The organism is Acidovorax benzenivorans, from assembly GCF_028680575.1.
GTDB lineage: Bacteria > Pseudomonadota > Gammaproteobacteria > Burkholderiales > Burkholderiaceae_C > Acidovorax > Acidovorax benzenivorans.
In genome coordinates, this window is the sequence record NZ_JAPCKI010000007.1 from 200,812 (window position 1) to 224,795 (window position 23,984).

Sequence of the window (23,984 nt, forward strand, 5' to 3'; positions counted from 1 at the left end):
CGGGCATTCAGGGACGACGAAGAGGGGCCAAGTTTACGGAACCCATCAAGCCCTCCTCGGCCCCACCGTGCCTCACTCAACGCAGGCTCAGCGTCTGCCGCTTCCAGGCCGGGTCTTGCCAACGCTGAAACAGGGGCAGAGCCGACACATCGCCCGTCACGCGCTCGGTGGTCAGGCCCTCCAGCCGCACCACCTCAAAACTCTTGCGGTAGCGGCCCTGGCCCCGGGTTTCGCGCGCCACCAGCATCTGCTGGCCGCCGGGCACCCAGCCCGCCCATTCGGCCACGCCGGTTTCGGGGGTGGCAGCAGCGGGTGGCAGCACGTCGGCCAGCCAGCCGCCTTCGGTCTTGCGCAGCACCCACAGCTCGCGCCAGCCTTCCAGGGGCTGCACGGCCAGGGCCACAGCGGTGCCTTCGCGGTTGGTGCTGGCCGATGCCACCCACACCACGCCATAGGTACAGCGGCGCAGCAGCGGGGTCTTGGCGCTGTGTTGCGCGTCCACCAGCAACACGCAGGTTTCGCCGGGAGCACCGGGCTCGGTGAGTAGCGTGGGGCGGGTGCTGGCGGCAGATGCAGCGGGCGCCGCGGCCGGTACCAGCGCCCAGCGCACGGCACTCACACGCATGGCGGCGTCGTTGTAGGCACTCTGGTCTTCGTCGGACAAGTCGGGCTTGCTCACGCCGGTGAATTCCGTCAAGGCGCGTGCGGCGGCAGCGGCCACCGCTGGGTCGGCCGCGCTCTTGCGCGCCTGCTGAAAGGCTGCGGCGCCCCACACGCTGGCGCGGCGCATCTGCACCCGGTTGCGCAGGTAGCCGGGCAGGCCCGCCACGTCCACGCGCTCCAGCACCTCGGCTTGCCAGGTGGTGACCTTGGCGCGTTCGTGCGCGGGCAAATCGGGATTGATGCACTCGGGACGGGTCAGCGCCAGGACGGCACGGGCGCGCTGCTCGGCATCGGCCAAGGGCATGGCCAGCAGGCGGCGAAAGGCCTCGCCCTCGTAGCAGACCTGCATACGGCCTTCGACCTCGTAGGTGGCAAAACGCACGCCGTAGCCATTGGCCACATCCAGGTGAGCCGACAGCGTGGCGCCCGAGGTCTTGCCCGGCACGGCCACCGAGGCACGGCGTGCCAGCCGGTCGGCAAAGGTGCCGAGGGCATCGAAAGCCTGGGAGCCCTCCACACCCGCCAGAGCCTTGGCGGGCGCGGCTTGCAGATAGGCTGCGGTGAGGCCAATGCCCAGCGCCTCGGCGCCCGGCGTGTCTTGCACAAAGCGCATCACGGCCAGCAGCGCGGGGCCTTCGGCCTCGGTCAGGGCCACGCGACGCACGTCGCTGGCGCGGATGAAGCCACCGCGCTCGCGCTTGTGGTCCCACACCTGCAAATAGTCGAGGCGCTCGCCACGCACTTCCAGCACCTCGCCCTGCCACAGGCTGGCTTGCTGCTGCGCGCCGTCACGCGGGGCGGCGCGCAGGCTGGCCTGGTCTTGCACCACGATGGCGCTGCCCTGGGCGCCGGGCAATGGCTGGGGGGCGGCCTCAGCCGCCACGGTCACTGCAGCGCTGGCCACGGCTGCCAACAAAGTTGCGAAGGTGGCGTTCATGTTCACTGCTCCACGGCTTGGGTGGTGATGGCGTCGTCGGCCACGGCTGCTGCCTGTGCGGCCCCGGCCTGGGCGTTGCGGTTGCCGCCCAGCAGCGCGGCACCGATGAAGTCGCCATTGGTGGGCGGGGGCGCGATGATGACCTGGATCTTGTCCGACAGCTTGTCGGCCAGCGTCTTCTGGATGAGCAGCGGGTGTTTGGTCACCAGTGCACCTTCGCGGGCCATTTGCTCGGCATTGACTTTGCCCACGCGGTCCATGCGGTAGGCCTCGGCTTCGGCCAGTTTCTGGCGGGCGTCGGCCTCGCCGTTGGCTTCGATACGGCGGGCCTGGGCGCTGCCTTCAGCGGCTTTGACGCGGGCTACACGTTCAGCTTCAGCTTCGAGCTGGCGCTGCTCGATCTGGCGCTGCTTGAAGGGCAGCACATGCTTCATGGCTTCTTCCTGGGCCTTGGCGGCGATGACCTGCTCGCGGGCAGCAGCCTCGGCGGCCACTTCGCGGCGCACCTTGTCGGCGTTGGCGTCCAGCTCGGTTTCACGCACACGCTTGTCTTTCAGCTCCAGCGTGTAGCGCATTTTTTCGGACGCCAGCTCTTCGGCCAGCAGGCTGTCCATGCCCCGGCGGTACTCGGCGGGCAGGTCCACCTTGCCGATCTGCAGGCTGCGCAGCGTGACACCATCCGCAGCCAGACGGGTACGGAGTTCGGTTTCGATGATTTGCGCAATCTCGGCGCGCTTGGACGAAAAAATTTCGCGCACCGTGTAGCGGGCAAACACCTTGTAGACCAGGCCCTGCACGGCGGGCTCCACGATGTCGACACCCACGTTGTCGGGCAGGTTGCCGGCCTTGACGGCGGGAGAGTTGGGGTCCAGGGCGTAGCGCACGCTCAGGTCCAGCCCCAGCGACAGGCCTTCCACCGACTGCAGCGGTGCGCTGCCCGTGGCCTGGCGCATGGCTTCGGGGCGGTAGCTCTGATCGCGCAGCGAGAACACGCGCACCGTGTGCAGGCCGGGCACCACCCACACGCTGCCATCGCGCCACAGGCTCACCGCACCGGTGAACTGGTTCAGGCGCACACCCAAATCACCTTGCGCCAGGTGTTGCACCGGGGGGTTGCGATACACCATCAAGCCTGCGGCTACCACCACGGTGCCAACGGCCAACCAGCGCACGGTGCGGGCGGTGGGCAGCAGGTAGGCCCAGTTCAGGCGAGGGGCATCAGCACCGCGTGCCTCGGCTGCCACAGGGCTTTGCGATTCAGCATCCAGCACGGGTTCTGTACCCGCTTCGGGCAACGGAGTGGACGAGCGGCCCTTCAGGGTCTGCACGATGCGGTTCCAGGTGGCTTTCATGGTGTTTCTCTCTCGGGTTGGTTCGATGTTGTTGTCGCTTCTGAGCCGCCGCTGTGGCTGGCTCATTGAGGACCGATTGTTCGGATCTACCCCGGAAGCAACAATGCAGCGCGGCCCCCAATGCGCTCACACCGCCCGCACGAACCTTCCGGCCCCGGAAGAAAAACTCACACCGGCCAGAACCGGCCACCGGGATAATCTGCCCACCCTTTACTGCCCGCCCTGCCCATGACCCGCATTGCCGTGATCGAAGACGACCTGCCCACCAGCAACCAATTGGCCGGGTGGATACGCAGTGCGAAGAGCGGCATCGTCATCGACCAGTGGTTCACCCGCGACGAGGCCGAGGCCGCGCTGGCCCGCGAGCACTACGACGCGGTGGTGCTCGACATCGAGTTAGGCCGCGAGCGCCATGCGGGCGTGGCCCTCATCAACGCCATCAACAAGCTGCGCCAGGGCACGCCGGTGCTGGTGGTGTCGGCCATGCCTGCGGCCATTTACCGCAGCATCATGAAGGCGCTGGACGCGTGGGACTACCTGCAGAAAACCACGTTTGAAGAGGCCGATTTCATCGAGACTTTTCTCGACATCCTGCGCACCACGCAGGCACAGACCCCAGCCAGCGCAGCCCCCGCCCCGGTGGGCGATGCGCTGGTGCTGGACCCGCTGTGGCAGCGCACCCCCACCTGGCGCGGCGAGCGCATCAACCTGCCGCTCACGGCCCAGCGCATCCTGGCCACGCTGCACCAGCGCAGTGGCGAGGTGGTGTCGTATGACGAACTGTTCGAGGTGGTGAAAAGCGGCCGCAACCGTGACAACGTGCGCAAGCATGTGAGCACCATCCGCGAGGCGCTGCGCGAAGTCGATCCTGGGTTTGAGGGAATAGAGAACGTGCCCATGCGCGGCTTCCGCTGGACGGGAAGGTGAACACCCCCCTGAGGCCCTGCGGGCCTTCCCCCCGCTCTCGCATTGCTGCGCGATGCGGGCAGGGGGACGCCGCCAGCGCGGCGGGGCGGCCCTTGCGCGGCGGCCCTGGCCTGGGCCACGCCAGTTTTGGCAGCCCTGCACGGTACTTTCACGCGAGAGGAATGGAGTGAAACGCCTACTGCACCCCGCACTTGAAATATCGCGTCTGGAAATGCCCCGCCTGGGCTTGCCCGCGTTCCGCCTGCGCATTCTGGTGCGCGGGGTGTTCGTGCTGCTGGCACTGGCCACGGTGGCGCTGAGCGTGGTGGTGCTCAAGGACGAAAAGGAGCGCGCCTGGCAGGCCTACCAGCACGGTTTTGTGCGCAGCCAGGCCGAGGTCATGGCGCGGCTGCGCCACCCCTCGGGCCAGTTGGCGCTGCTCAATGCCAGCCACCTGGGCCAGAGCGTGACGCCGCTGGCGCCGCTGCTGCTGCCCTACGCCGCCATCGACTTTGACGACCCGCAAAAATCGCAGCAGGCGGTAGAGATGGCGGGCTGTTCGGTGCAGTACCCCGACGGCGCCTCGGTCTGCGCCGCGATTGGCAACAACCCCTATGCGGGCGGCTTCATCTACCTGGTGGGCAGCTTTTATGCGGGCGAGCTGACGCCCCGCGAGCGCGGTGCGCTGGTGCCTGCAGAATCACACCGTGCGCGCATCAGCCTGGACATGCGCGGCACCACCTACCGCTGGATTGCGCCGTACGAGGCCATGCCGCCGCAAGGCAGCACGGCGGTGCGCGGGCGCCTGACGGGGTTTGTGGACAACGGCACGCCGCAGCTCGACGCCCGCGCGCGGCCGGTGCGCGACTTTCGCGGCTGGCTGTGGCAAAACGGCCAGTGCCGCGACCTGCCACCCCCATCGGCCAGTTCGCCCGCTGGCGAGGCCACCACCGTCACCACCCCGGACTGCCTGCGCCGCACCCACTACTCCATCCGACTGCCCGTCGAGCTGTTCCGCGAGGCCCTGTTCCGCAAAGACGAGCGCCTGGTCTGGCCGCCGGAGGACTTGGGGCAGATGCGCGTGCGGGTAGAGATGCTGGCACCGGGCGAAGACACCCCAGCGCTGTTTGACAGCGACGCGCCCGGCGCGCAACTGGCCGCATCGCTGGGCGACCTCGCGCGCAGCCTGTTGCCGGGCGAGCGTGTGCAGATCCGCAAGCTGGGCAGTGACGAGGCCAGCGCCATCACCCTCAAAGGTTTGGACGTGCAAGCAGAGCCGTCAGCGCCCTGGCTGCTGCGCCTGATCCGCTGGCTGCCACTAGAGGCCGCAGGCGTGGGCCCGGCAGCAGCCACGCCCGCCGCCCCCACGGCCCTGGACATTCTGGACACGCCCACCGGCAACTACGTGGTGAACTTCACCGGCCACCTGCGCGGCGTGGAACAAGGCCTGGCCGCTGTGGCCACGCGCCTGTCGTGGTACCTGGGCGCCATGCTGGGCGCCATTGCGCTGGCCTGGCTGGTGGTGGAGGTGGGCCTGATCCGCCGCGTGACGGCCCTCACCCGCCGCGCCGCTGCGGTGTCGTACAACGTGCAGCCCGGCCACACCGGACCCCGGCTGGGCGACCTGGATGTGTCGGACCTGCGCGGCTCAGACGAGCTGGGCATTCTGGCCGGGGGCCTGGCCGACCTGCTGCAGCGCGTGAAGGACGACCTGCAGCGCGAGCAACTGCGCGCCCAGCAAGAGCGCGACATGTGGCACGCCGTAGGGCACGAGATCATGTCGCCCCTGCAGTCGCTGATGGCGCTGAACGGCCCACAAGACCCCGGCCACCGCTATGTGCAGCGCATGCAGCAGGCCATCCATGTGCTGTATGGCACGGCATCGCCCGCCGAGGCACTGCAGGCCGCCGATGTGCCCGAGGGGCGGCTGGACCTGGATGCCTTCTTGCGCAACGTGGCCGACAACGCGCACTTTGCGGGCATTCTGGATGTGGTGTACGCACCAAGCACTGGCCACACCGGCCCGGTCATCGTGCGGGCCGACGAGTTTGCGCTCGAAGACGTGGTGACCCACATCTTGCGCAATGCCGACCGCTACCGCCCTACGGGCAGCCCGATCACGCTGACGCTCACGGCGTCAGAGTCCACCGCCAGCGCCACGCTGCACAACCAGGGCTCGACCATTGCCGAAGACCTGCTGGAGCGGATTTTTGAGTTGGGCGTGTCAGACCCGGATAGCCCCACCCCGCTGGGCGAGGGCGAACACCGGGGCCAGGGCCTGTTTGTGGCCAAGACCTACATGGCCAAGATGGGCGGCACCATCAACGCCCGTAACACCGAGGGCGGCGTAGCGTTTGTGTTGACGTTTCAGCGGCTGGGGTAGCCCCACCGGCAGTGGTGGGCCATCCCGCCCTCAAGCAGCCCTCAAGCCGCCAACTGCACCCGCATGGCGTCGATCACGCCCTTGTAATCAGGCTTGCCAAATATCGCGCTGCCCGCCACAAAGGTGTCAGCGCCCGCATCGGCAACGCGGCGAATGTTGTCGGCCTTGATGCCGCCGTCCACTTCCAGGCGGATGTCCTTGCCCGAGGCGTCGATGCGCTTACGCACGGCTTCGATCTTGCGCAGGGCCGAGTCGATGAAGCTCTGGCCGCCAAAGCCGGGGTTCACGCTCATGATGAGGATGAGGTCAATGTCGTCAATCACCCAGTCCAGCACATCCAGCGGCGCGGCCGGGTTGAACACCAGGCCAGGCTTGACGCCCTTGGAGCGGATGGCCTGGATGCTGCGGTGCACATGGCCCGAGGCGTCGGGATGGAAGCTGATGTAGTCCGCGCCCGCGTCGGCAAACGCAGCGGCCAGGGCGTCCACCGGCTGAATCATCAGGTGCACGTCGATGGGCACGGCCACACCCGCAGGCGTTTTGGCATGGGGCTTCAAGGCCTGGCACACCATGGGGCCGAAAGTGAGGTTGGGCACGTAATGGTTGTCCATCACGTCGAAGTGGATCCAGTCCGCGCCAGCGGCAATGACGTTGCGCACTTCTTCGCCCAGGCGGGCAAAGTCGGCAGAGAGGATCGAGGGGGCGATTTGAAAGGTGCGGCTCATCCCCCGATTGTCGCAAAGCGCAGAACCACTGGGTTTTTGACACCCGGGAGTTGCCCACCCATGGGGCGGCACGGTTACCATGCGGCCCATGCCAAAGTACCAGTTTGATGTGGAAGTGCTGCCCGAATACCTGCCCGAGCAGTCTGCGCCGGACACCGGGGTGTTCAGCTTCGCCTACACCATCACCGTGACCAACGCGGGTGACGCGCCCGCCCAGCTGATCTCGCGCCACTGGATCATCAGCGATGCGCGCGGCCATACCGAAGAGGTCAAAGGCCTGGGCGTGGTCGGTCAGCAGCCCCTGCTCAAGCCCGGGGAGTCGTTTCAGTACACCAGCGGCTGTCGGCTGCGCACCTCCAGTGGCACCATGCACGGCACCTTCCATTGCGTGGCCGAAGATGGCGAGCCCTTCAACACCCCGGTGCCCCTGTTCGTGCTGGAGGCCATCAGCCACGGCCCATCGGGCGAACCTTTGAGCGGTCGGGTGCTGCATTGAAAAACCATTGCCCCTGCGCCCCCCACTTGGTGTGGTCGCGGCCTCCCAAGGGGGCCGTTTTTCATCTTGGGGTGGCCCGGCGATGAAAAACCGCGCCCATACCGACCTGGCCAGCCTGCTGGCGACACTGGACCCGGCCGCTGCGTTGGCACATCGGCATCTGTGGCTCATCCACCTGCTGGACTGGGTGCGCGGTGAGCGCGACTCGGCGTCCGCCGCCGTGGGCCGGGTGCAGCTTTTCATCGATGCGGTCGCGGCACGGCCCGACATCCAACAGCGGCTGCAGGCTTGGTGGGCCACGTTGGTGGACCAGGTGGATATCACCACGTTGCTCGCCGACTTTGGCTTTGCCCCCCGCACTGCACTGGTGAGCGAGATCGCTGAGCGCCTGCGCACCAAGCTGCTGCCGGGCAGCCCCGAGACCATTGACGCGTCTGAGCTCTTCATGCTGGCCCTGCCCAGCGCCTTTGATGCCCAATGGCTCGCGGCACTGGACGAAGTCACCCTGAACCGGCTGGTGATGCTGCTGACCCAGGACGGCACTGACGAAAGCCCTGGTGGCGCCACACGCTGGCACAGAGCCTTGCTCGACGCCATCACCTACTGCGCGGGGCAGATTCTCTCGACCGGCTTCGCGCCCGAACTGCGGCTGCGCATGAGCGAGTCCGCACGCGAGGCCCAGCCCTTCCACGCGCTCATCCGCGATGTGGAGAGCTTGCGTGTGGAAGTGCTGCACGCACTGCGCACCCCCGACCGGCTCAACGAAACCGCCCAACGCCTGCGCGAACGGCTGGAGTCGTGTCGCGCTGCGGCCGCCACCGTGTACACCCATTTTGAGGACAACGGTATCTCGGTGGGGCTGGTGTTCCGCCTGCGGCAGCTGCGCGAGCGCATTTTGCGGGTGCGGGTGCTGCTCGACTGCCTGCTGTCGGCACAGCCCGCCGCCACAGCCGCGCAACTCATGGCGCAGTTGGTGATGGTGGGGCAGGAGCGGCGCAGCCTGCGTGCGCTGCTGGCGTCCAACTCGTCGCTGCTGGCGGCCAAGGTGGCCGAGCGCAGCGCCGAGACGGGTGAGCACTACATCACCCGCACCAGCGCCGAATACCACTCCATGCTGCGCAAGGCGGCCGGGGGCGGTGCGCTGATGGCCTTCACCACGCTGATCAAGTTTGGCCTGTACGCGCTGGCGTTGTCGGCCTTCTGGGGCGGGTTCATGGCGGGCATCAACTACGCCGTGAGCTTTGTGTTGATCCAGTTGCTGCACTTCACGGTGGCCACCAAACAGCCCGCCATGACGGCACCCGCCATGGCGGCCAAGCTCAAGGAGCTGGGCGCTGGCGATGCCATCGAGTCGTTCGTGGACGAAATCACCCACCTGGTGCGCTCGCAGGTGGCTGCGGTGCTGGGCAACGTGCTGGTGGTGTTCCCGGCCGTGCTGGCGCTGGCCGCACTGATTGCGCTGGCCACAGGCGGCCCGGCCATCAGCGAGAAGCAGGCCGTGCATGTGTTCGAGTCCCTGCACCTGCTGGGGCCTTCGCTGTTCTTTGCTGCCTTTACCGGGGTGCTGCTGTTTGCGTCCAGCATCATCGCGGGCTGGACGGAGAACTGGTTTGTGCTGCACCGCATGGACTCGGCCCTGCACTACAACCCGCGCATCACCGGGCTGCTGGGTGCCGCGCGCGCTGCGCGCTGGGCTCGGTTCCTGCGCGAGAACCTGTCGGGCTTTGCGGCCAACATCTCTCTGGGCTTCATGCTGGGGCTGGTGCCTGCTTTTGCAGCGTTTTTTGGGCTGGGCCTGGATGTGCGACACGTCACGCTGTCCACGGGCCAGATGGCCGCCGCCAGCGCTACGTTGGGCCTGCAAGTGCTGCAGTTGCCCACCTTCTGGTGGGCGATGGCATCGCTGCCGTTTTTGGGCGCTCTGAATGTGTCGGTGAGCTTTTACCTGGCCTTCAGTCTGGCGCTGCGCGCGCAGAACGTGAGCGGCGTGGACCGCGCGCGCATTTATGCAGCGATCCGCGCCCGCTTGCGCTCCGCGCCCCTGAGCTTTTTTGTACCCGAGCGGCACCACCCGGTGCACACACCGGCACAGGGTTGAAACGGCAACCGCCGCCTCTGTCCTACACGGGCAGAGTGTTTCTGCCTGTAAATTCGGTGCACCAACGCTCCGGCCGACCCCGTCCCGCCTGCGGACGGCCCGTGTGCCGGAGTCTCCACACCGACGGGCTGCGCCCGTCTGACGCTGAGGTCCAATGACATGAATGAAATCCTGAGCTTCTGGGCGCAGTGGCTGCGCCCCTCGGCCGGGCTGCCCACAGTGCAATGGTCACTGCTGCTAGCGGTGGCCGCCATGGCAGGCTATCTCACCCAACGCCACACCGGCCTGCCCAAGGTCGTGGGCTATTCGCTGGTGGGCACGGCGGCAGGCCTTGCGGGCTTTGGCGGCGCTGTCTGGCCACTGCAGGGCATTGGCCTGTTCCTGCTGGAGCTGGGCGTGGCCATCGTGCTGTTTGAATGTGGCGGCCGCATCCCGCTGCGCTGGTTCCGCCACAACCCCATGGTGCTGGTGCAGAGCATTGCCGAATCGATGCTGACCTACTTTGCCGTGTACTGGGTGCTGGTGTGGCTGCAGCTACCCACCCAGGCGGCGGGCCCGCTGGCCCTGGTGGCACTGGCGGCATCTCCTGCCGTGCTGACCCGCGTAGTGGCCGACACCCGCGCCGCCGGCCCGGTGACCGAACGCGCCATTGTGCTCACCACACTCTCCACGCTGTATGCGTTGACGCTGGGCAGCGCGAAGGCAGAACTCATCAACCGCCAGAGCCTCACGGTGCTGGAGGCCGTGTCGCCCGTGGTGGTGGTGCTGGGCGTTTCGATTGTGGTGGCCGCCGTGCTGGCTCTGGCGCTGCGCATGGCGCTGCGCTTCATGAGCCCCACCAGCGAAAACACCTCCATGCTGTTTCTGGCCCTGGTGGCTGCAGGCACGGCGGTGGCCGCGCACATGGGTGGCTCGGCGCCGCTGGCCGCACTGCTGGGGGGCATGCTGCTCAAGCAGCTCAACCCCCGCCCCTGGGCGTGGCCACGGCAGCTGGGCAATGCATCGTCCCTGCTCACCATGCTGATGTTCGTGCTGGTGTCCACCGTGGCGGCACAGGCCGACTGGAGTGCGCCGGTGGCTGGCGTGGTGCTGGCCCTGATCGCCGTGCGCCTGCTGGCCAAGGCCACGGGCGTGGCGCTGGGCAATGTGGGCAGCGGCGCCAGCTGGAAGCAGGCGCTGTGGGTGGGCTGCGCGATGACGCCGATGTCGTCCATCGCCCTGCTGATTGCCTCGCAGTTTGTACTTGCATCGCCTTCCACCGGCCATGTGATCGCCGGTGTGGCGCTGCCCGCCATCTTGCTGATGGAGGTGTTCGGCGCCGTCATCGCCACCGTGGCCATTTACCGTGCGGGCGAAAGCTCCAAGCCCTGGGCGCCCCTGACCCGCAGCAACAACGGAGAGAACAGCCGTGAGTCTTGAAGCCTTCAACCATTCCGAGCCGCTGACGCTGGGCGTCGAGCTGGAGCTCCAGTTGGTCAACACCAACGACTACGACCTGGCGCCCTACGCCGAGGACATGCTGCGCCTCATGAAGAAAACCCCGCTGCCCGGCAGCGTGGTGCCCGAGATGACGAACAGCATGATCGAGATCTCCACCGGCATCTGCCACTCGGCCAGCGAGGTGCTGGGCCAGCTCACGCCCATCCGCGATGCGCTGGTCAAAAGCGCCGACAAGCTCAACATTGCCGTGGTGGGCGGTGGCACGCACCCCTTCCAGCAGTGGCACGAGCGCCGCATCTACGACAAGCCCCGTTTTCGCGAGCTGTCGGAGCTATACGGCTACCTGTCCAAGCAGTTCACCATCTTCGGCCAGCATGTGCATATCGGCTGCCCTGATGCGGATGCCGCGCTGCTGATGCTGCACCGCATGTCGCGCTACATCCCGCATTTCATTGCGCTGTCCGCGTCCAGCCCCTATGTACAAGGGCAGGACACGGCGTTTGACTCGGCGCGGCTCAACTCGGTATTTGCGTTCCCCTTGTCGGGCCGTGCCCCCATGGCGCTGACCTGGGACGACTTCACCACCTACTTCAACAAGATGACCCGCACGGGCGTGGTCAAGAGCATGAAGGACTTCTACTGGGACATCCGCCCCAAGCCCGAGTTCGGCACCATCGAGATCCGCGTGTTCGACACGCCGCTCACCATCGAGCGTGCTGCGGCCCTCGCGGGCTATGTGCAGTCGCTGGGCGCGTGGTTCCTGGCCGACCAGCCCTTCATGCCCGAAGAGGACGACTACCTCGTGTACACCTACAACCGCTTTCAGGCCTGCCGCTTTGGCATGGACGCGGTGTATGTGGACCCGGCCACGGGGGACCACATGCCGCTGCGCGAGCACATCCTGCGCACCATGGACAAGATCGCTGGCCATGCGGCCGTGCAGGGCGCGTCGAGCGCCATGCACATGCTGCGCACCGAGGTCGAGGCGGGGCAGAACGATGCCCGCTGGCTGCGCCAGCGCCAAAGTGAAGAGCAGCTACTGGCCGAGGTGAGCCGCCAGGCGGCACAGCGCTTTCGCGGCGCAGCGGCCTGATCCGCACGCCCCGAGCCGGTCGCCTCACGCGCTCGCCAGCTCACGCAGTCAGCGCCAATCTGCGCGCTTGCTGCGTACGCCCGCCATAGCCCCAGTCGCTGGCTGGCAGCTCCCGCACCACCACATAGCTGGCCGCAGCCAGCGCGCCATCACCCGCCAGCTGGCGCTGCAACTCGGCAAACGCGGCGGCGATGAAAGCGGCCTTCTCCTCCTCGGTGTTCGTGCCCTGCGTGATGCTGATCTCCAGCAGGGCCGTGGGTTGCGCCACGGGCGCACCGCCGATGTGCCAGCGCGCGGCAGGCAGGTCGTCGATGACCACGGCGGTCACCTCGCGGCGTTTGCCCAATAGCTGGACCGTGAGGTCCGTCAGCGCACTGGCCAGCGCCTCGTAGCGCTCGGGGTTTTGCAGCGGGGTCAGTTTCAGGACAAGGGTGGGCATGGCGTATTCGCTTCCAGGGTGGATAGGTGGGAGGGTGCGTATGGGGTCCGCATTGCATGAAGAACCCGTCGGGTCAGGCGCACAAGCCCCCGGGCCACCCAGGCATGGGCTTCGCGGATCGCCTCCTGGCGCAACTGCAGAGCGTGACACTTGGCGGCATCGCGCAGGCGCTGGTAGTCGTCGGGGTGCAAGTCGGGAGGCAGATACGGACTCATGGCATTCCTTTCGGGGTGGAGCCACTGTAGGCAGCACAGGGCGCGGCGGAAACGGCCGGTGGTGCAAGACGGCTTTGCGCGGACTGCAAAGCCCCGCCGTTACCATTGCCCGATGCGCGACATCCGCTTTGAAGACATGCACCTGTTTGCCCGCGTGGCCGACTTGGGCTCGCTGTCGGCCGTGGCGCGCGAGCGCGATGCCCCAGTGAGCCAAGTCTCGCGCGCGCTGGCGCGCATCGAGCAATCCTGCGGCGCGCGGCTGGTCCACCGCAGCACGCACGGGCTCACGATGACGGCCGAGGGGCAGACCTTTCTGGACTACTGCCGCCGCATCACCGGTGCACTCGACGAGCTCGAAGGCGAGTTCGCCCAGCAAAGCAGCCAGCCCAGCGGCTGGGTGCGTGTGGCCTCCAGCTCGGTGGTGGCCGAGCACCTGCTGATCCCCAGCTTTGACAGCCTGCAGCAAAAACACCCGCAACTGCGCGTGGAACTGGTGGTGGACGACCGCATGGCCGACATGGCGCGCGATGGCATCGACATTGCCATCCGCACAGGCACGCCACTGACCGACACCGTGGTGGCGCGCCCGCTGGGCACGCTGGCCCGCGCCCTGTACGCCACACCCGGCTACCTGCAAGCGCACGGCATGCCCCAGCACCCCGACGATCTGCGCCAGCACCGGCTCATCACCAACAGCGCGGTGGCGTTTTTGAATCACTGGCCCTTCCAAATCAACGAAGAGCCCTACGTGCTGGTGGCCGAGGGCCACTGGCGCTCGGGCAGCACGGCCATCACCGCGCGTTTGGCGCTGCAGGGCCTGGGCATTGCGCGTCTGGCCACGGTGGTTGCAGGGCCCCTGGTGCGCCAGGGCCTGCTGGCACCGGTGTTGGCCGACTGCGTGGACCTGCAACCCAGCCCCATCCACGCCATCACCCTCACCCGCAGGCACCGGTTGCCCAAGATCCAGGCCTGCATCGACCACTGGGCAGCGTGGTTTTCTCAGACAGAAAGCAGTACCTGATGCCTTTGACCTTTTCTTGGACCACCGAGCGACGCCATGGGTGAGTTCGACCTGATCGCCCGCTACTTCACGCGCCCCATCCACAAGGCTGCGCTGGGCGTGGGCGACGACTGCGCACTGCTGCGCCCCACGCCCGGCATGCAGCTGGCCGTCTCCAGCGACATGCTGGTGGAGGGCCGCCACTTCTTTGCGGACGTGGACCCCGAAGCCCTGGGCCACAAGGCGCTGGCCGTGAATCTGTCGGACCTGGCGGCCTGTGGTGCGCGCCCGCTGGCGTTCACCCTGGCCTTGTCGTTGCCCAGGGTGGATGAAGCCTGGCTCGCGGGCTTCTCGCGCGGGCTGCTGGCGCTGGCCGATGCCCACGGCTGCGAGCTGGTGGGGGGCGACACCACGCAGGGCCCGCTCAATATCTGCATCACGGTGTTTGGCGAGGTGCCCCCCGGCCAGGCCCTGCTGCGCAGTGGCGCCCGGCCTGGCGACGACATTTATGTGAGCGGCACCCTCGGCGACGCCCGGCTGGCACTGGAAGCCCTGCTGGGCCACATCGCCCTGCCCGCCGACATGCTGGCCCACGCGCGCCAGCGGCTGGAGCGCCCCACCCCGCGCGTGGCTCTGGGCCTTGCCCTGCGCGGTGTGGCCAGCAGTGCCATGGATGTGAGCGACGGGCTGCTGGGCGACCTGTCGCACATCCTCAAGGCCTCGGGCGTCGGGGCGAGCATCAACACACACATCACTTCAAAAATGATAGCTACTAGCGCTTATTCATCAAGCGCTAGCAGCCAATTTGATGCTGAACTAGTCCACCAATGCACATTGGCAGGTGGCGATGACTACGAGCTGGCCTTCACGGCCCCGCCCGCCCGACGTGACGCGGTGGCTGCAGCGTCGCAAGCCAGCGGCACACCCGTCACGCGCATTGGCACGGTGCTGGCCGAGCCCGGCCTGCAGTTGGTGGGTGCGCAGGGCCAGCCCGTGGAGCACCGCTACGCCTCGTTTGACCATTTCCGGTAACGGGCAGCAGTGACCGGCTGCGACTTTTTTTCGCGAACCATGAATCCTTTTGCGAAACCCGGCGCTCTTGGTGGTGGAGGCGCCCTGTGCTGGCCCCTCCTTCACCCCATCCAGGAGCTTTTCACCATGCTGTACCGCAAGAACATCACCCGCCCCGAAAGCCTGTTGCGCGTTGTGGGGGGCGTGGCCCTCATCGCTGCAGGCTTGTGGTGGCTGTCCGCATCGCCCCTGGGCCTGGCACTGGCCGCCTCGGGCGTTGGCAGCATCCTGAGCGGCGCCTTTGGCTACTGCCCCGCCTGCGCCATGGTGGGTCGCAAGCCTGTCGAGTGACCTGCTATGGCCGCCACCACCCCAGCGCCCACCGTGGCCCAACTGCTGCCCGCAGCGCGCAGTGGCGACGCCGTGGCCATGGAGCAGCTGCTGCGCCTCACCCGCCCCGACATCCGCCGCTATGCGCTGCGCCACTGCGCCGCCACCACGGCGACGGACGACGTGGTGCAGGAGGCTCTCATCATCGTGTACCGCCGCGTGGGCGCGCTGCGCGAGGTAGCGGCGTTTGGCGGGTGGGTGGTGCGCATCGTGCAGCGGCTGTGCATGCAGCCCATGCTGGCCTGGCTCAAGGCCGAGCCGCTGGCGCAGGTGGAGGACAACCTCGCCTGGTCGCACCGGCCCGACCACGAACTGCGCCACGACCTGGCACTGGCGATTGACTCGCTGCCGCCCATCTACCGCGAGGCCTTGCTGATGCGCGACTTCGAGGAGCTGACCATTGAGGAAATGGCGCAGCGGCTGGGCGTGACGCGTGAGGCGGCCAAAAGCCGCCTGCACCGCGCGCGGGCGCTGGTGCGCGAGTACCTGGTGCCCACGGACCGCTCCAGCGCCACGTAGCACGATGCCGGGGCGCAACCCGCCTCAGCGCATCTGGAACAGCTCCTGGTGAAAGCGCGCAGGCGAGCGCCCCAGCTGCTGCATGCCCTGGCGAACCGCCTCGGCAAAACCTTGCGGCCCGCAGAACCACACACTCGCCGCCTGGCTGGTGCCCGCCAGCAGTGCTGCCGGTGTCACGGGCCCTGCATCGTCGCTGTAGTGAATCTCCAGCGTCACGCTGGGCAAGCGGGCGCACAGGGCGGCCATACGCTCGGCAAAAACGGCCTCACCGGTATGGCGCACGCAATAGTGCAGGTGCACCTGGGGCGCCATCGCGGGCGTGGACTGCATCGACTCCAGCCAAGCCATGAACGGCGTGGCGCCAATGCCAGCGGCCACCCACACCTGCTCGGGCGCGCTGTCGCTGCGAAAGTCGAAGCAGCCATAGGGCCCCTCGATGTCCACCGGCTGACCCGGCTGCACTTGTAAAGGCAACTGCCCCGTGTGATCGCCCAGCGCCTTGATCGCAAACCGCAGTGTGCCGTCACCCTGGTCAGCATTGAGCAGAGTGAAGGGGTGCGCCCCCTCGGCACGGCCAAAGGTGACAAACGCAAACTGACCGGCCGCATGCTTCCAGCCACTAGCGGGGCTGACCTGGCAGGTCACTTCCAGCACCCCAGCCCCCTGTGGCAACACGCTCACCACACGGGCCACATGGCGGCGGCTGCGCCCAATGGCCCCGGCCAGCGAGCGCACGGCGCACAACACCCCCACCAGCGTGCACACCCCCACCAGCACGCCTGCAGGCTGTTGCCACCAGGCAGGCGGCGTGAGCACCACGGAATGGAAGGCCAACACCAGGTACACCACGGCTAGCAGCTTGTGCAGGTAGCGCCACACGTGGTACGGGAACCGCTGCCACAGCGTGATGACCAGCATGGCCGCGAGGAACCACACGGCCCACTCCCCCATCTCTTCGGCCAGGTGGCGGAAGGTGTTGAGCCACCAGTCCGCGCGCGGCGTGCGCACCGGGCGGCCCACCCAGGCTGCCAGCAGGCTGCGCGACAGCTGCAGCCCGTAGTGCAGCAGCGCCAGCACAATCGCGCCGATGCCCGCCCACTTGTGCAGGCGGTAGCTTTTGTCCAGGCCATTCAGCGGCTTTTCCAGCCATACGGGCCGCACGGCCAGCACCATGATCAGCGACATCAGCGCCCAGGCCGCCACCCCGGTGAGCAGGATCAACTGGTTGCGCCACCACCAGACATCGCCCCACGCAGGCGGCGCAGGCTGGGGCACCCACAGTGCCGCTAGCCATACCCCTGCCGCCAGTGCCAGGGAGCCCCCCAAAACCTTCTTCCACATCACCCGCCCCACTACTTGTTGCAATGCAGCAAATATAGAAAACCGCGATGAACGCCACCTGAACGGTGTGTGAAGAGCCGGCAAAGCACGGCGGCTTGTGGCCGGGGTTTGATCTGCATCAGCCCCCTGCGCAGGGGCTGCCCTCCTCGGACTCAAGTCCGCACAAAACGCGCGATCGGCCTGCGTGGCGTGGCAGGCACCTCGCCCTGCGGGTAGCCAATGCGGCAGAACATCTGCACGGTGGGGTCTTGTGGTGTGCGCGGCGCGGGCTGGCCCAGCACCAGCTGGTGCACGCGCTCGAAGTGCGGGGCCATTTCGGCAAACTCCTGCACGGCCTGGCTCATGGGGTGCATGCCCACACCCAGCGCGGTGGCTTGCAGCTGCTGGCGCACATACAGGCGCCCGGTGTGGATCTGGTCGCTGCGCGTATTGGGGCCGGTGATCCACACAAAACCCATGGCCGTGCGGCTGTGGCCTTCAAAACGGCCCATGGCATTTTTGTATGCCGCGCTGCCCTCGGCGGGCGGGGCAGAGCGGTCGAACAGGCCCAGGGCCGACACCGCGCGCACAAAGGGCGAGTTGATCGAGATACCGTCGCGGTGCTGCAGGATTTCGCTCGGGCCGACGCGGGTGAGGTGGATGCTTTCCATCATCGTGCGCGGCGTGAGCAGCTCGACCTTGGCCGACTCCCAGCACAGCGTGCGCAGTGCAGGCAACTGATCGGCGCTGACGGTGCCGCCGACGCTGAGCGGGGCTCCAGCCGGGGCACTGCCCAGCAACCGGGCCAGCAGCTCGGGCGCAATGGCACGGGTGGTATCGAAATCCGTCTTGGGCGTGCGGCGCAGCAGCACCTGCGCGAACAGCGGGTCGGGCGTGCCACCAGGCTTGAGGGTAATGCGCGCCACGGGGCGGTCGTCCCAGTCCTTCAGCGCCGTGGGCAGCTCGCCCTGTGGCCACAACAGCACCTCGCTGACCACGCCCTGCTGGGCCAGCGCCATCACCAGCAGCTCCAGAAAGGCGCCATGGCCGATGAGTATCTGGCGCCCCAGCGGGTCGGTGTGGTGCAGCACCCTCTCGCGGTCGGTGCGCAGGGTGATCACGCCCTCCTCGCGCAGGTCCACCAGCCAGGGCTGCAGGTTGTGCGGGTTGGGCGCGGTGATGGCGTAGGCCACGGCGCGGCGGCGCGCGTCGGTCTCGCCCACCGGCCCCTTCCAGGCCTCCACCGCCTCGGCGGGATAGTGCGAGCCCACGGCGCCACAGGCGACCAGCGTGCCTGTGGTGGCGGCGATGGTGCCACCCCCTGCCAAACGGATGAAGTTGCGACGGTTCATGAGAAGGCTCCGGTAGTTCAAAGGTTGTTTGGTCATGCCAGTGCGGCGCGGGGCATCTGCGACTGGACCAGTCCCACATCGACCAGCGCCTGGCGCACGGCCTGGTCGAAGGGGGTGTGGGGCTCGTCGCCGATGAGCGCGCGCAGGCGGGTGTTGTCCAGCCGGTGGGGCGTGCGCCACAGGTAGCGCATGTCGGCCAGCGCAGCGAATGTGGGGGCCACCAGCCCCACCACGCGCAGCAGCGGCCATGGCAACTGGCCCAACCGCAACCCGCCCGTTTCGGGCAACCAACCCTGCTCTGCCGCAATGGCTGTGAAGCTGTGGAGCCACTGCTGCGCAGTGACGTGGTGGCCAGCGAAATGCAGGCTCTCGAACGCGGCCAGCCGGTCACGCTCTTGCGCCACGCGCACAAAGCTGCGGGCCAGGTCCGGCAGGTAAGCCCAGGGCGTGGCCACATCCAGCGGGCCGGGCCAGGTGATGCGGCCCCGGGGCAGGTCTTTGGCGATGGCCTGGTCCAGCCAACTGCCGGTGCCACTGCCAAAGAAATCCCCGGCGCGCAGCACCACGGCGCACAGGTCGCCCCCTTGGGTGGCGGCCTGCAGGCGCTGTTCCAGTTGCACCCGCATGCGGCCCTTGAAGCCTGTGGCGGCCTGCGGCGAGTCTTCCCGCAGCACTGGCGGCATGCCTTCGCCAAAGTTGTAGACGTTGCCGGGCAGCATGAGCGTGGCGCGCAACTGGCGGGTGATGGCAATGGCCGCCTCCATCAGCGCAGGGGCCTGCTCGCGCCAGGCCTTGTGGGTGTAGGCGGGGTTGAGCGCATGCACAACCACCTGCGCGCCTTGCGCCTGGGTTGCCAGCGCGGCGGTGTCCTCCACCGCCACGGGCATCCACCACACGCCCGGAATGGCGGGCAATGTTGCGCCCTGCGCACCAGGGCGTACCTGGGCCAGCACCTGCCAGCCTGCCTGCGCAAAGGCACGGGTCGCCGCCAGGCCTAGTCGGCCCCGGGCGCCCAGGATCAACACGGTGGATGGGTTGTCTGTGCGGGGTGAAAAACGGGGGCGGGTGGTCATGTCAGGGCTCCATTCACAAGGGATGGAGCGATTGTGAAAACACAGCCACCGTTACACAATTGGCTAAGCATTCATAACAGCAATGCAAATATGAATATCACCAACCGCCCCGCTGCTGACCCATTGCAGGCACGCTATCGCCATGAATCAAACCTTTGACTGGAGCCTGGTGCAGTCCTTTCTCGCAGCGCTCGACCAGGGCAGCCTGCTGGGCGCGGCCCGGGTGCTCAACGCCAGCCAGCCCACCATTGGCCGCCACATTGCAGAGCTGGAATCCCAGCTGGGCGTGGTGCTGTTCGAGCGCACCGGGCGCGGCCTGCAGCCCACCGCCACCGCGCTGCGGCTGGCCGAATCGGCCCGCACCATGGAGACTGGGGCGCACCAGCTGGCGCGCAGTGTGTCGGGCGCCGAGGAGGGCGTGAGCGGCACCGTGCGCATCACCGCCAGCCAGCCCGTGGCCTGCGTGCTGCTGCCGCCGGTGCTGGCGCGCATGCGCCAGGCCCTGCCCGAGGTGCAGGTGGAGCTGGTGGCCAGCAACCAGGTCACCAACCTGCTGCGCCGCGAGGCCGACATTGCGCTGCGCATGGTGCGCCCCGACCAGGCCAGCCTGGTGGCCAAGCGCATCGGCGCGGTGACGCTGGGCGCCTATGCCCACCGCGACTACCTGCGCCGCAAGGGCACACCCCGGCAACCGCCCGACCTGCTGCAACACGAGCTGGTGGGCAACGACCGGAACGAGGAGATATTGCAGGGCTTTGCTGCGATGGGCTACCCGGTGGAACGCCAGCACTTTGCGTTTCGCACCGACGACCTCATGGCCTACTGGGAGGCCGTGCGCGCTGGCCTAGGCATCGGCTTTGTGGCCAACTACATGGCTCGCACCGACCCCAACGTGGTGGCGGTGCTGCCCCAGCTGCCGTTGCCCGAGTTGCCCATCTGGCTCACGGTGCACCGAGAGATCCGTACCAGCCGCAAGATTCGGGCGGTGTATGACTTTTTGGCGGCAGAGGTGCCGGGGGTGCTTTGAGAACGTGTTGAGGTTCTCAGCGCCGGTTCCAACCACGGCGGCTGCTAGCATCCCATTCCCTTTGTCCACCGCGCCCAAGGAGCCCCGTGATCCATCCCTCCCTTGCCTCGCGCTTGCGCTCTCCACTCCCGCTGCGGCCCCTGTGCCTGGTCGGCCTGGCCCTGCTCTGCAATGCGGCCTCGCCGGCCCTGGCCCAGGACACCTCCCGCATCGCCCGCGTCACCGTCTACCCTGGCAGCGCCACCGTAGAACGTGTGGCCAAGGTGGCAGCCGGTGCCCGCAGCCTCACGCTGGCCTGCCTGCCCGCGTCGCTGGATGTGCAAAGCCTGCAGATCAACCCCGACCCTGCCGTGCGCGTGGGCGAGTTCAATGTGCTGACCGAGGACCGCGATGTGGCAGCGGGTTGCGCCAGCCCGCTGGACGGCCGCATCCGCGAGCTGGATGACCAGATCGCCGGGGTGAAGGCCGAGGCCTCCGCGCTGCAACTGGTGGATGGCTACCTGCGCAGTGTAGCCAACACCGGCGCCGCACCCAACGAGGCTCCTGCAGCTCGTGCCAGCAGCTCCGGCGCGAGCCCCACGCCAGCACAGATCACAGCCACCGCCGAGGTGCTGCGCAAGTCCGGGCAGGACAGTTTTGCGCGCGCGCACCAGCTCCAGCGCAAGCAGGAATCGCTGGAGCTGGCCCTCAAGCCGCTCGTAGCCGAGCGCGACCGTGTGGCCAGCCAGCGCGCGCGGGTGGTGTCGGTCACCATCAACCTGGCGACCGAGCGCGAGGCCGAACTGCGCCTGTCCTACCAGGTGCGCGGCCCCGGCTGGCAGCCCAGCTACCGCGCCACGCTGGATGCGAACAAGTCCACGGTGCTGATCGAGCGCCAGGCGCTGGTGGCGCAGAACAGCGGCGAAGACTGGGCAGGTGTGCAGCTGACCCTGTCCACCGGCCAGCCGGGCCGGGCAACGCAGGGGCAGCTGCCGCGCCCCTGGTGGCTGAATGTGGCTCCGCCGCCGCAGGGACCAGCCACGCCCTCCCCTGCCATGGCGATGGCGCCCGCACCAGCACCGGCCATTGCATCGCTGTCCAGGTCGCGCAGTGCCGCCGATGAAGCCATGCCCACCTTTGACGTGAGCGCCCTCGACAAGGGGTTTGCCACCGAGTTCGCCGTGCCCCAGCGCATCACCGTGCCCTCCAGCGGCCAGCGGGTGACGCTGGCGCTGGGCAGCCACACGGCCCCGGCCACGCTGATCACCCGCACGGCACCCGCCATGGAAGAGGCCGCCTACGTGGTGGCCCAGATTGCGCAACCGTCGGGTGTATGGCCCGCCGGCCCGGCAGGGCTGTACCGCGACGGCGCTTTTGTGGGCACGGGCCGCATCGACTTTGGCGCCCCCAGTGCGGGCACGCCAGCAGGCAGCACCAGCCTGTCGTTTGGCCGCGATGAACTGGTCACCGTGCGGGCCGAGCCCGTGCAGGATCTGACGGGCAGCAGCGGCTTCACTGGCTCGCGCGTGGAGCGCAAGACGCGCCGGGCTTACAGCGTGGAGAACCGCCACAAGGCGGCCATCACGCTGCAGGTGCTGCACGCGTCGCCAGTCTCGCGCAACGAGAAGATCGAGGTGGAGTCGAGCTACCAGCCCCAGCCCGCCGAAACCACCTGGAACCGCTCACCCGGCACCGTGGCCTGGCAACAGCCCGTGACTGCGGGCACCACCGCGCAGTTCAGCGCTGAGCACACCATCCGCTACCCCAAGGATGTGGAACTGCTGGAACGCCAGTGATTCCGATCAACGATCAACGATCACCGCCGTCACCCGCCGCACGCAACAACCGGTCGGTCACAATCCGTCACAGCGCCCGCAAAGGCGCCACCGAGCCACCAGGAGCCCGCCGCCATGAGTTACCAACACCTCCTCGTTGCCGTTGACGGCAGCCCCACCTCCGACCACGCCGTGACCGAAGCCACGGGCCTGGCCAAGGCCTCGGGTGGCCGCATCCGCCTGCTGAACGTGATGGACCCCGTGGCCCACATCAGCGGTTTTGAGCGGCCCGAGGTCTACAGCCAGGATGTGCTTCCCCGCCTGCGCAAGGCCGGCGAAGCCCTGCTGCGCCAGACCCAGGAACGCGTGGCGCAAAGCGGCGTGCCGGTGGACACCGTATTGATCGAAAACATGGACGCCCGTGTGGCGCAACTGGTGGTGGAGCATGCCCAGGCCTGGGGCGCCGACCTGATCGTGCTGGGCACCCACGGGCGCCGTGGCCTAGCGCGCGTGCTGATGGGTAGCGATGCCGAGCAGATTGCCCGCACCGCTCCCGTGCCCGTACTGCTGGTGCGCCTGCCTGCCGGGGCAGACGGCGGTGCCGCCAGCGCCTGATCATTTTTCCGTCGCGACATGACCGCTTCCGAGCCACTGCCACCCCTTGCCCCCCTGCGCCCCAGCGTGCGCTTCATGCTCTCTCACCCGGCCCACTTCATGGCACTGGGGTTTGGCGCAGGCCTGTCCCCCAAGGCGCCGGGCACCGTGGGTACGCTGTGGGCCTGGCTGGCCTACCTGGTGCTGCAACAGTGGCTGAACCAGCGGCACATGGGCCTGCTGATCGCGGTCAGCACCGTGGTGGGCTGGTGGGCCTGCACCACCACGGCGCGCCATATGCACGTGGCCGACCCCGGCAGCATCGTGTGGGACGAAGTCGTGGCCTTCTGGCTGGTGCTGTGGCTGGCCATGCCCATGGGGCTGTGGGGACAGGTGGTAGCGTTTGGGCTGTTCCGCTTCTTTGACGCGGCCAAACCCGGCCCCGTGGGCTGGGCCGACAGCCTGTTCAAGGGCTTTGGCTGGCGCGGCGGCTGGGGTATCTTGTGGGACGACTTTGTGGCAGCCTTCTGTACCTTGCTGGTCATCGCACTGTGGAGGTTCTGATGGCACCCACATTACTATCAAAAAGTGAGCTACTTGCGCAAGAGATACAAGCGCTAGAGGCCAATTTGACGCAAATATCGCTGCGTTTGCTGGCCCACCGCCACATGCTGGCCACTGCCGAGAGCTGCACCGGCGGCATGATCGCTGCCGCCTGCACGGACCTTTCGGGCTCCAGCCAGTGGTTCGAGCGCGGGTTCGTGACCTATTCCAACGAGGCCAAGGCCGAGATGCTGGGAGTGCCCCCTGGCCTGATCGAGCAACACGGTGCCGTGAGCGAGCCGGTGGCGTGCGCCATGGCCGACGGCGCCCTCGCCCACTCGCGCGCGCAGGTCAGCCTGGCCGTGACCGGCGTCGCGGGCCCCACAGGCGGCACGGAGGCCAAACCGGTGGGCACCGTGTGGTTTGCCTGGTGCGTGGGCGGCGAAACCCACAGCGAGGTGCAGCACTTTGCGGGTGACCGCGCCGCGATCCGTGTGGCGACGGTGCGGTATGCGCTGAAACGGCTGCTGAACCTGCTGCCGGCGTAACCCGCCTCCCGCCTGCGAGGCGCCAACCATCCCTTTGGCCCCGGCACCGGCTCCCGCTGTCGTCTACAAGACAGTGCCTCACAGGCCTGTTGCCACAACATACCGC

Annotated in this window: 22 protein-coding genes; 15 read left to right on the plus strand and 7 right to left on the minus strand. The window is 67.8% G+C overall.

Annotation, left to right across the window (positions count from 1 at the left end; translation table 11 throughout):
• Positions 1 to 76: 76 nt before the first annotated feature.
• Entirely contained in the window at positions 77 to 1,600 is a 1,524-nt protein-coding gene (locus tag OIN59_RS14720; RefSeq protein ID WP_274111574.1) for a hypothetical protein, read from the minus strand.
• A 2-nt stretch (positions 1,601 to 1,602) separates the two neighbouring features.
• Positions 1,603 to 2,952, minus strand: a complete 1,350-nt coding sequence (locus OIN59_RS14725; protein WP_274111576.1) for an SPFH domain-containing protein — start codon at positions 2,950 to 2,952, stop codon at positions 1,603 to 1,605.
• 228 nt (positions 2,953 to 3,180) lie between these two features.
• Between OIN59_RS14725 and OIN59_RS14730 the strand changes: the two genes are divergently transcribed.
• Positions 3,181 to 3,879: a response regulator transcription factor gene (locus tag OIN59_RS14730; RefSeq protein ID WP_121727901.1), complete on the plus strand. Its 699-nt coding sequence runs from the start codon at positions 3,181 to 3,183 to the stop codon at positions 3,877 to 3,879.
• A gap of 166 nt (positions 3,880 to 4,045) precedes the next feature.
• On the plus strand, positions 4,046 to 6,241 hold the full coding sequence (locus OIN59_RS14735) for a sensor histidine kinase (protein WP_274111577.1): 2,196 nt from the start codon (positions 4,046 to 4,048) through the stop codon (positions 6,239 to 6,241).
• A 41-nt stretch (positions 6,242 to 6,282) separates the two neighbouring features.
• On the opposite strand, the gene rpe is transcribed toward OIN59_RS14735, so the two are convergent.
• Positions 6,283 to 6,966: a ribulose-phosphate 3-epimerase gene (gene rpe, locus OIN59_RS14740; protein WP_094290388.1), complete on the minus strand. Its 684-nt coding sequence runs from the start codon at positions 6,964 to 6,966 to the stop codon at positions 6,283 to 6,285.
• 88 nt (positions 6,967 to 7,054) lie between these two features.
• Here rpe and apaG point away from each other — a divergent pair, with 88 nt between their 5' ends.
• The 4 genes from apaG (at position 7,055) to OIN59_RS14760 (ending at position 12,093) form a co-directional block, all read left to right on the plus strand.
• Positions 7,055 to 7,462, plus strand: a complete 408-nt coding sequence (gene apaG / locus OIN59_RS14745) for a Co2+/Mg2+ efflux protein ApaG (RefSeq protein WP_274111580.1) — start codon at positions 7,055 to 7,057, stop codon at positions 7,460 to 7,462.
• Between the two features lie 82 nt (positions 7,463 to 7,544).
• Positions 7,545 to 9,560, plus strand: coding sequence for a site-specific recombinase (locus tag OIN59_RS14750; RefSeq protein ID WP_274111582.1), 2,016 nt, complete (start codon positions 7,545 to 7,547; stop codon positions 9,558 to 9,560).
• 159 nt (positions 9,561 to 9,719) lie between these two features.
• A complete protein-coding gene (locus OIN59_RS14755) occupies positions 9,720 to 10,979 on the plus strand; it encodes a cation:proton antiporter (RefSeq protein ID WP_274111584.1) in 1,260 nt (419 codons plus the stop codon).
• Positions 10,969 to 12,093, plus strand: coding sequence for a YbdK family carboxylate-amine ligase (locus OIN59_RS14760; protein WP_274111585.1), 1,125 nt, complete (start codon positions 10,969 to 10,971; stop codon positions 12,091 to 12,093). Before OIN59_RS14755 ends, OIN59_RS14760 begins: the two co-directional genes overlap by 11 nt.
• A gap of 40 nt (positions 12,094 to 12,133) precedes the next feature.
• Here OIN59_RS14760 and OIN59_RS14765 read toward each other — a convergent pair whose 3' ends face one another.
• Positions 12,134 to 12,532, minus strand: a complete 399-nt coding sequence (locus OIN59_RS14765; protein ID WP_274111586.1) for a tautomerase family protein — start codon at positions 12,530 to 12,532, stop codon at positions 12,134 to 12,136.
• Positions 12,533 to 12,859: 327 nt separating this feature from the next.
• Here OIN59_RS14765 and OIN59_RS14770 point away from each other — a divergent pair, with 327 nt between their 5' ends.
• The 4 genes from OIN59_RS14770 (at position 12,860) to OIN59_RS14785 (ending at position 15,667) form a co-directional block, all read left to right on the plus strand.
• The gene (locus tag OIN59_RS14770) at positions 12,860 to 13,768 is read left to right on the plus strand and encodes a LysR family transcriptional regulator (RefSeq protein ID WP_274111588.1); all 909 of its coding nucleotides are present in this window, start codon (positions 12,860 to 12,862) and stop codon (positions 13,766 to 13,768) included.
• 36 nt (positions 13,769 to 13,804) lie between these two features.
• Entirely contained in the window at positions 13,805 to 14,779 is a 975-nt protein-coding gene (thiL, locus tag OIN59_RS14775; RefSeq protein ID WP_274111590.1) for a thiamine-phosphate kinase, read from the plus strand.
• A 126-nt stretch (positions 14,780 to 14,905) separates the two neighbouring features.
• Entirely contained in the window at positions 14,906 to 15,109 is a 204-nt protein-coding gene (locus tag OIN59_RS14780) for a YgaP family membrane protein (protein ID WP_063462336.1), read from the plus strand.
• A gap of 6 nt (positions 15,110 to 15,115) precedes the next feature.
• Positions 15,116 to 15,667 carry an RNA polymerase sigma factor gene (locus tag OIN59_RS14785; RefSeq protein ID WP_274111592.1) on the plus strand — a complete coding sequence of 184 codons (552 nt, stop codon included), beginning with the start codon at positions 15,116 to 15,118 and terminating at the stop codon, positions 15,665 to 15,667.
• Between the two features lie 24 nt (positions 15,668 to 15,691).
• On the opposite strand, the gene OIN59_RS14790 is transcribed toward OIN59_RS14785, so the two are convergent.
• The 3 genes from OIN59_RS14790 to OIN59_RS14800 form a co-directional block, all read right to left on the minus strand.
• Complete coding sequence (locus OIN59_RS14790; RefSeq protein ID WP_274111594.1) at positions 15,692 to 17,032, minus strand: ferredoxin reductase family protein; 1,341 nt, start codon at positions 17,030 to 17,032, stop codon at positions 15,692 to 15,694.
• 128 nt (positions 17,033 to 17,160) lie between these two features.
• Positions 17,161 to 18,339, minus strand: coding sequence for an Acg family FMN-binding oxidoreductase (locus OIN59_RS14795; protein WP_274111596.1), 1,179 nt, complete (start codon positions 18,337 to 18,339; stop codon positions 17,161 to 17,163).
• 32 nt (positions 18,340 to 18,371) lie between these two features.
• On the minus strand, positions 18,372 to 19,412 hold the full coding sequence (locus tag OIN59_RS14800; protein WP_274111598.1) for an NAD-dependent epimerase/dehydratase family protein: 1,041 nt from the start codon (positions 19,410 to 19,412) through the stop codon (positions 18,372 to 18,374).
• A gap of 142 nt (positions 19,413 to 19,554) precedes the next feature.
• Between OIN59_RS14800 and OIN59_RS14805 the strand changes: the two genes are divergently transcribed.
• The 5 genes from OIN59_RS14805 (at position 19,555) to OIN59_RS14825 (ending at position 23,878) form a co-directional block, all read left to right on the plus strand.
• Positions 19,555 to 20,439: a LysR family transcriptional regulator gene (locus OIN59_RS14805; protein ID WP_274111600.1), complete on the plus strand. Its 885-nt coding sequence runs from the start codon at positions 19,555 to 19,557 to the stop codon at positions 20,437 to 20,439.
• 155 nt (positions 20,440 to 20,594) lie between these two features.
• Positions 20,595 to 22,214 (plus strand): DUF4139 domain-containing protein, encoded by a 1,620-nt coding sequence (locus tag OIN59_RS14810; RefSeq protein WP_407655104.1) that lies wholly within the window; start codon positions 20,595 to 20,597, stop codon positions 22,212 to 22,214.
• 114 nt (positions 22,215 to 22,328) lie between these two features.
• Complete coding sequence (locus OIN59_RS14815; RefSeq protein WP_274111604.1) at positions 22,329 to 22,808, plus strand: universal stress protein; 480 nt, start codon at positions 22,329 to 22,331, stop codon at positions 22,806 to 22,808.
• Positions 22,809 to 22,826: 18 nt separating this feature from the next.
• Positions 22,827 to 23,351 (plus strand): phosphatidylglycerophosphatase A family protein, encoded by a 525-nt coding sequence (locus OIN59_RS14820; protein WP_274111605.1) that lies wholly within the window; start codon positions 22,827 to 22,829, stop codon positions 23,349 to 23,351.
• On the plus strand, positions 23,351 to 23,878 hold the full coding sequence (locus OIN59_RS14825; RefSeq protein ID WP_274111606.1) for a CinA family protein: 528 nt from the start codon (positions 23,351 to 23,353) through the stop codon (positions 23,876 to 23,878). Before OIN59_RS14820 ends, OIN59_RS14825 begins: the two co-directional genes overlap by 1 nt.
• Positions 23,879 to 23,984: the final 106 nt, after the last annotated feature.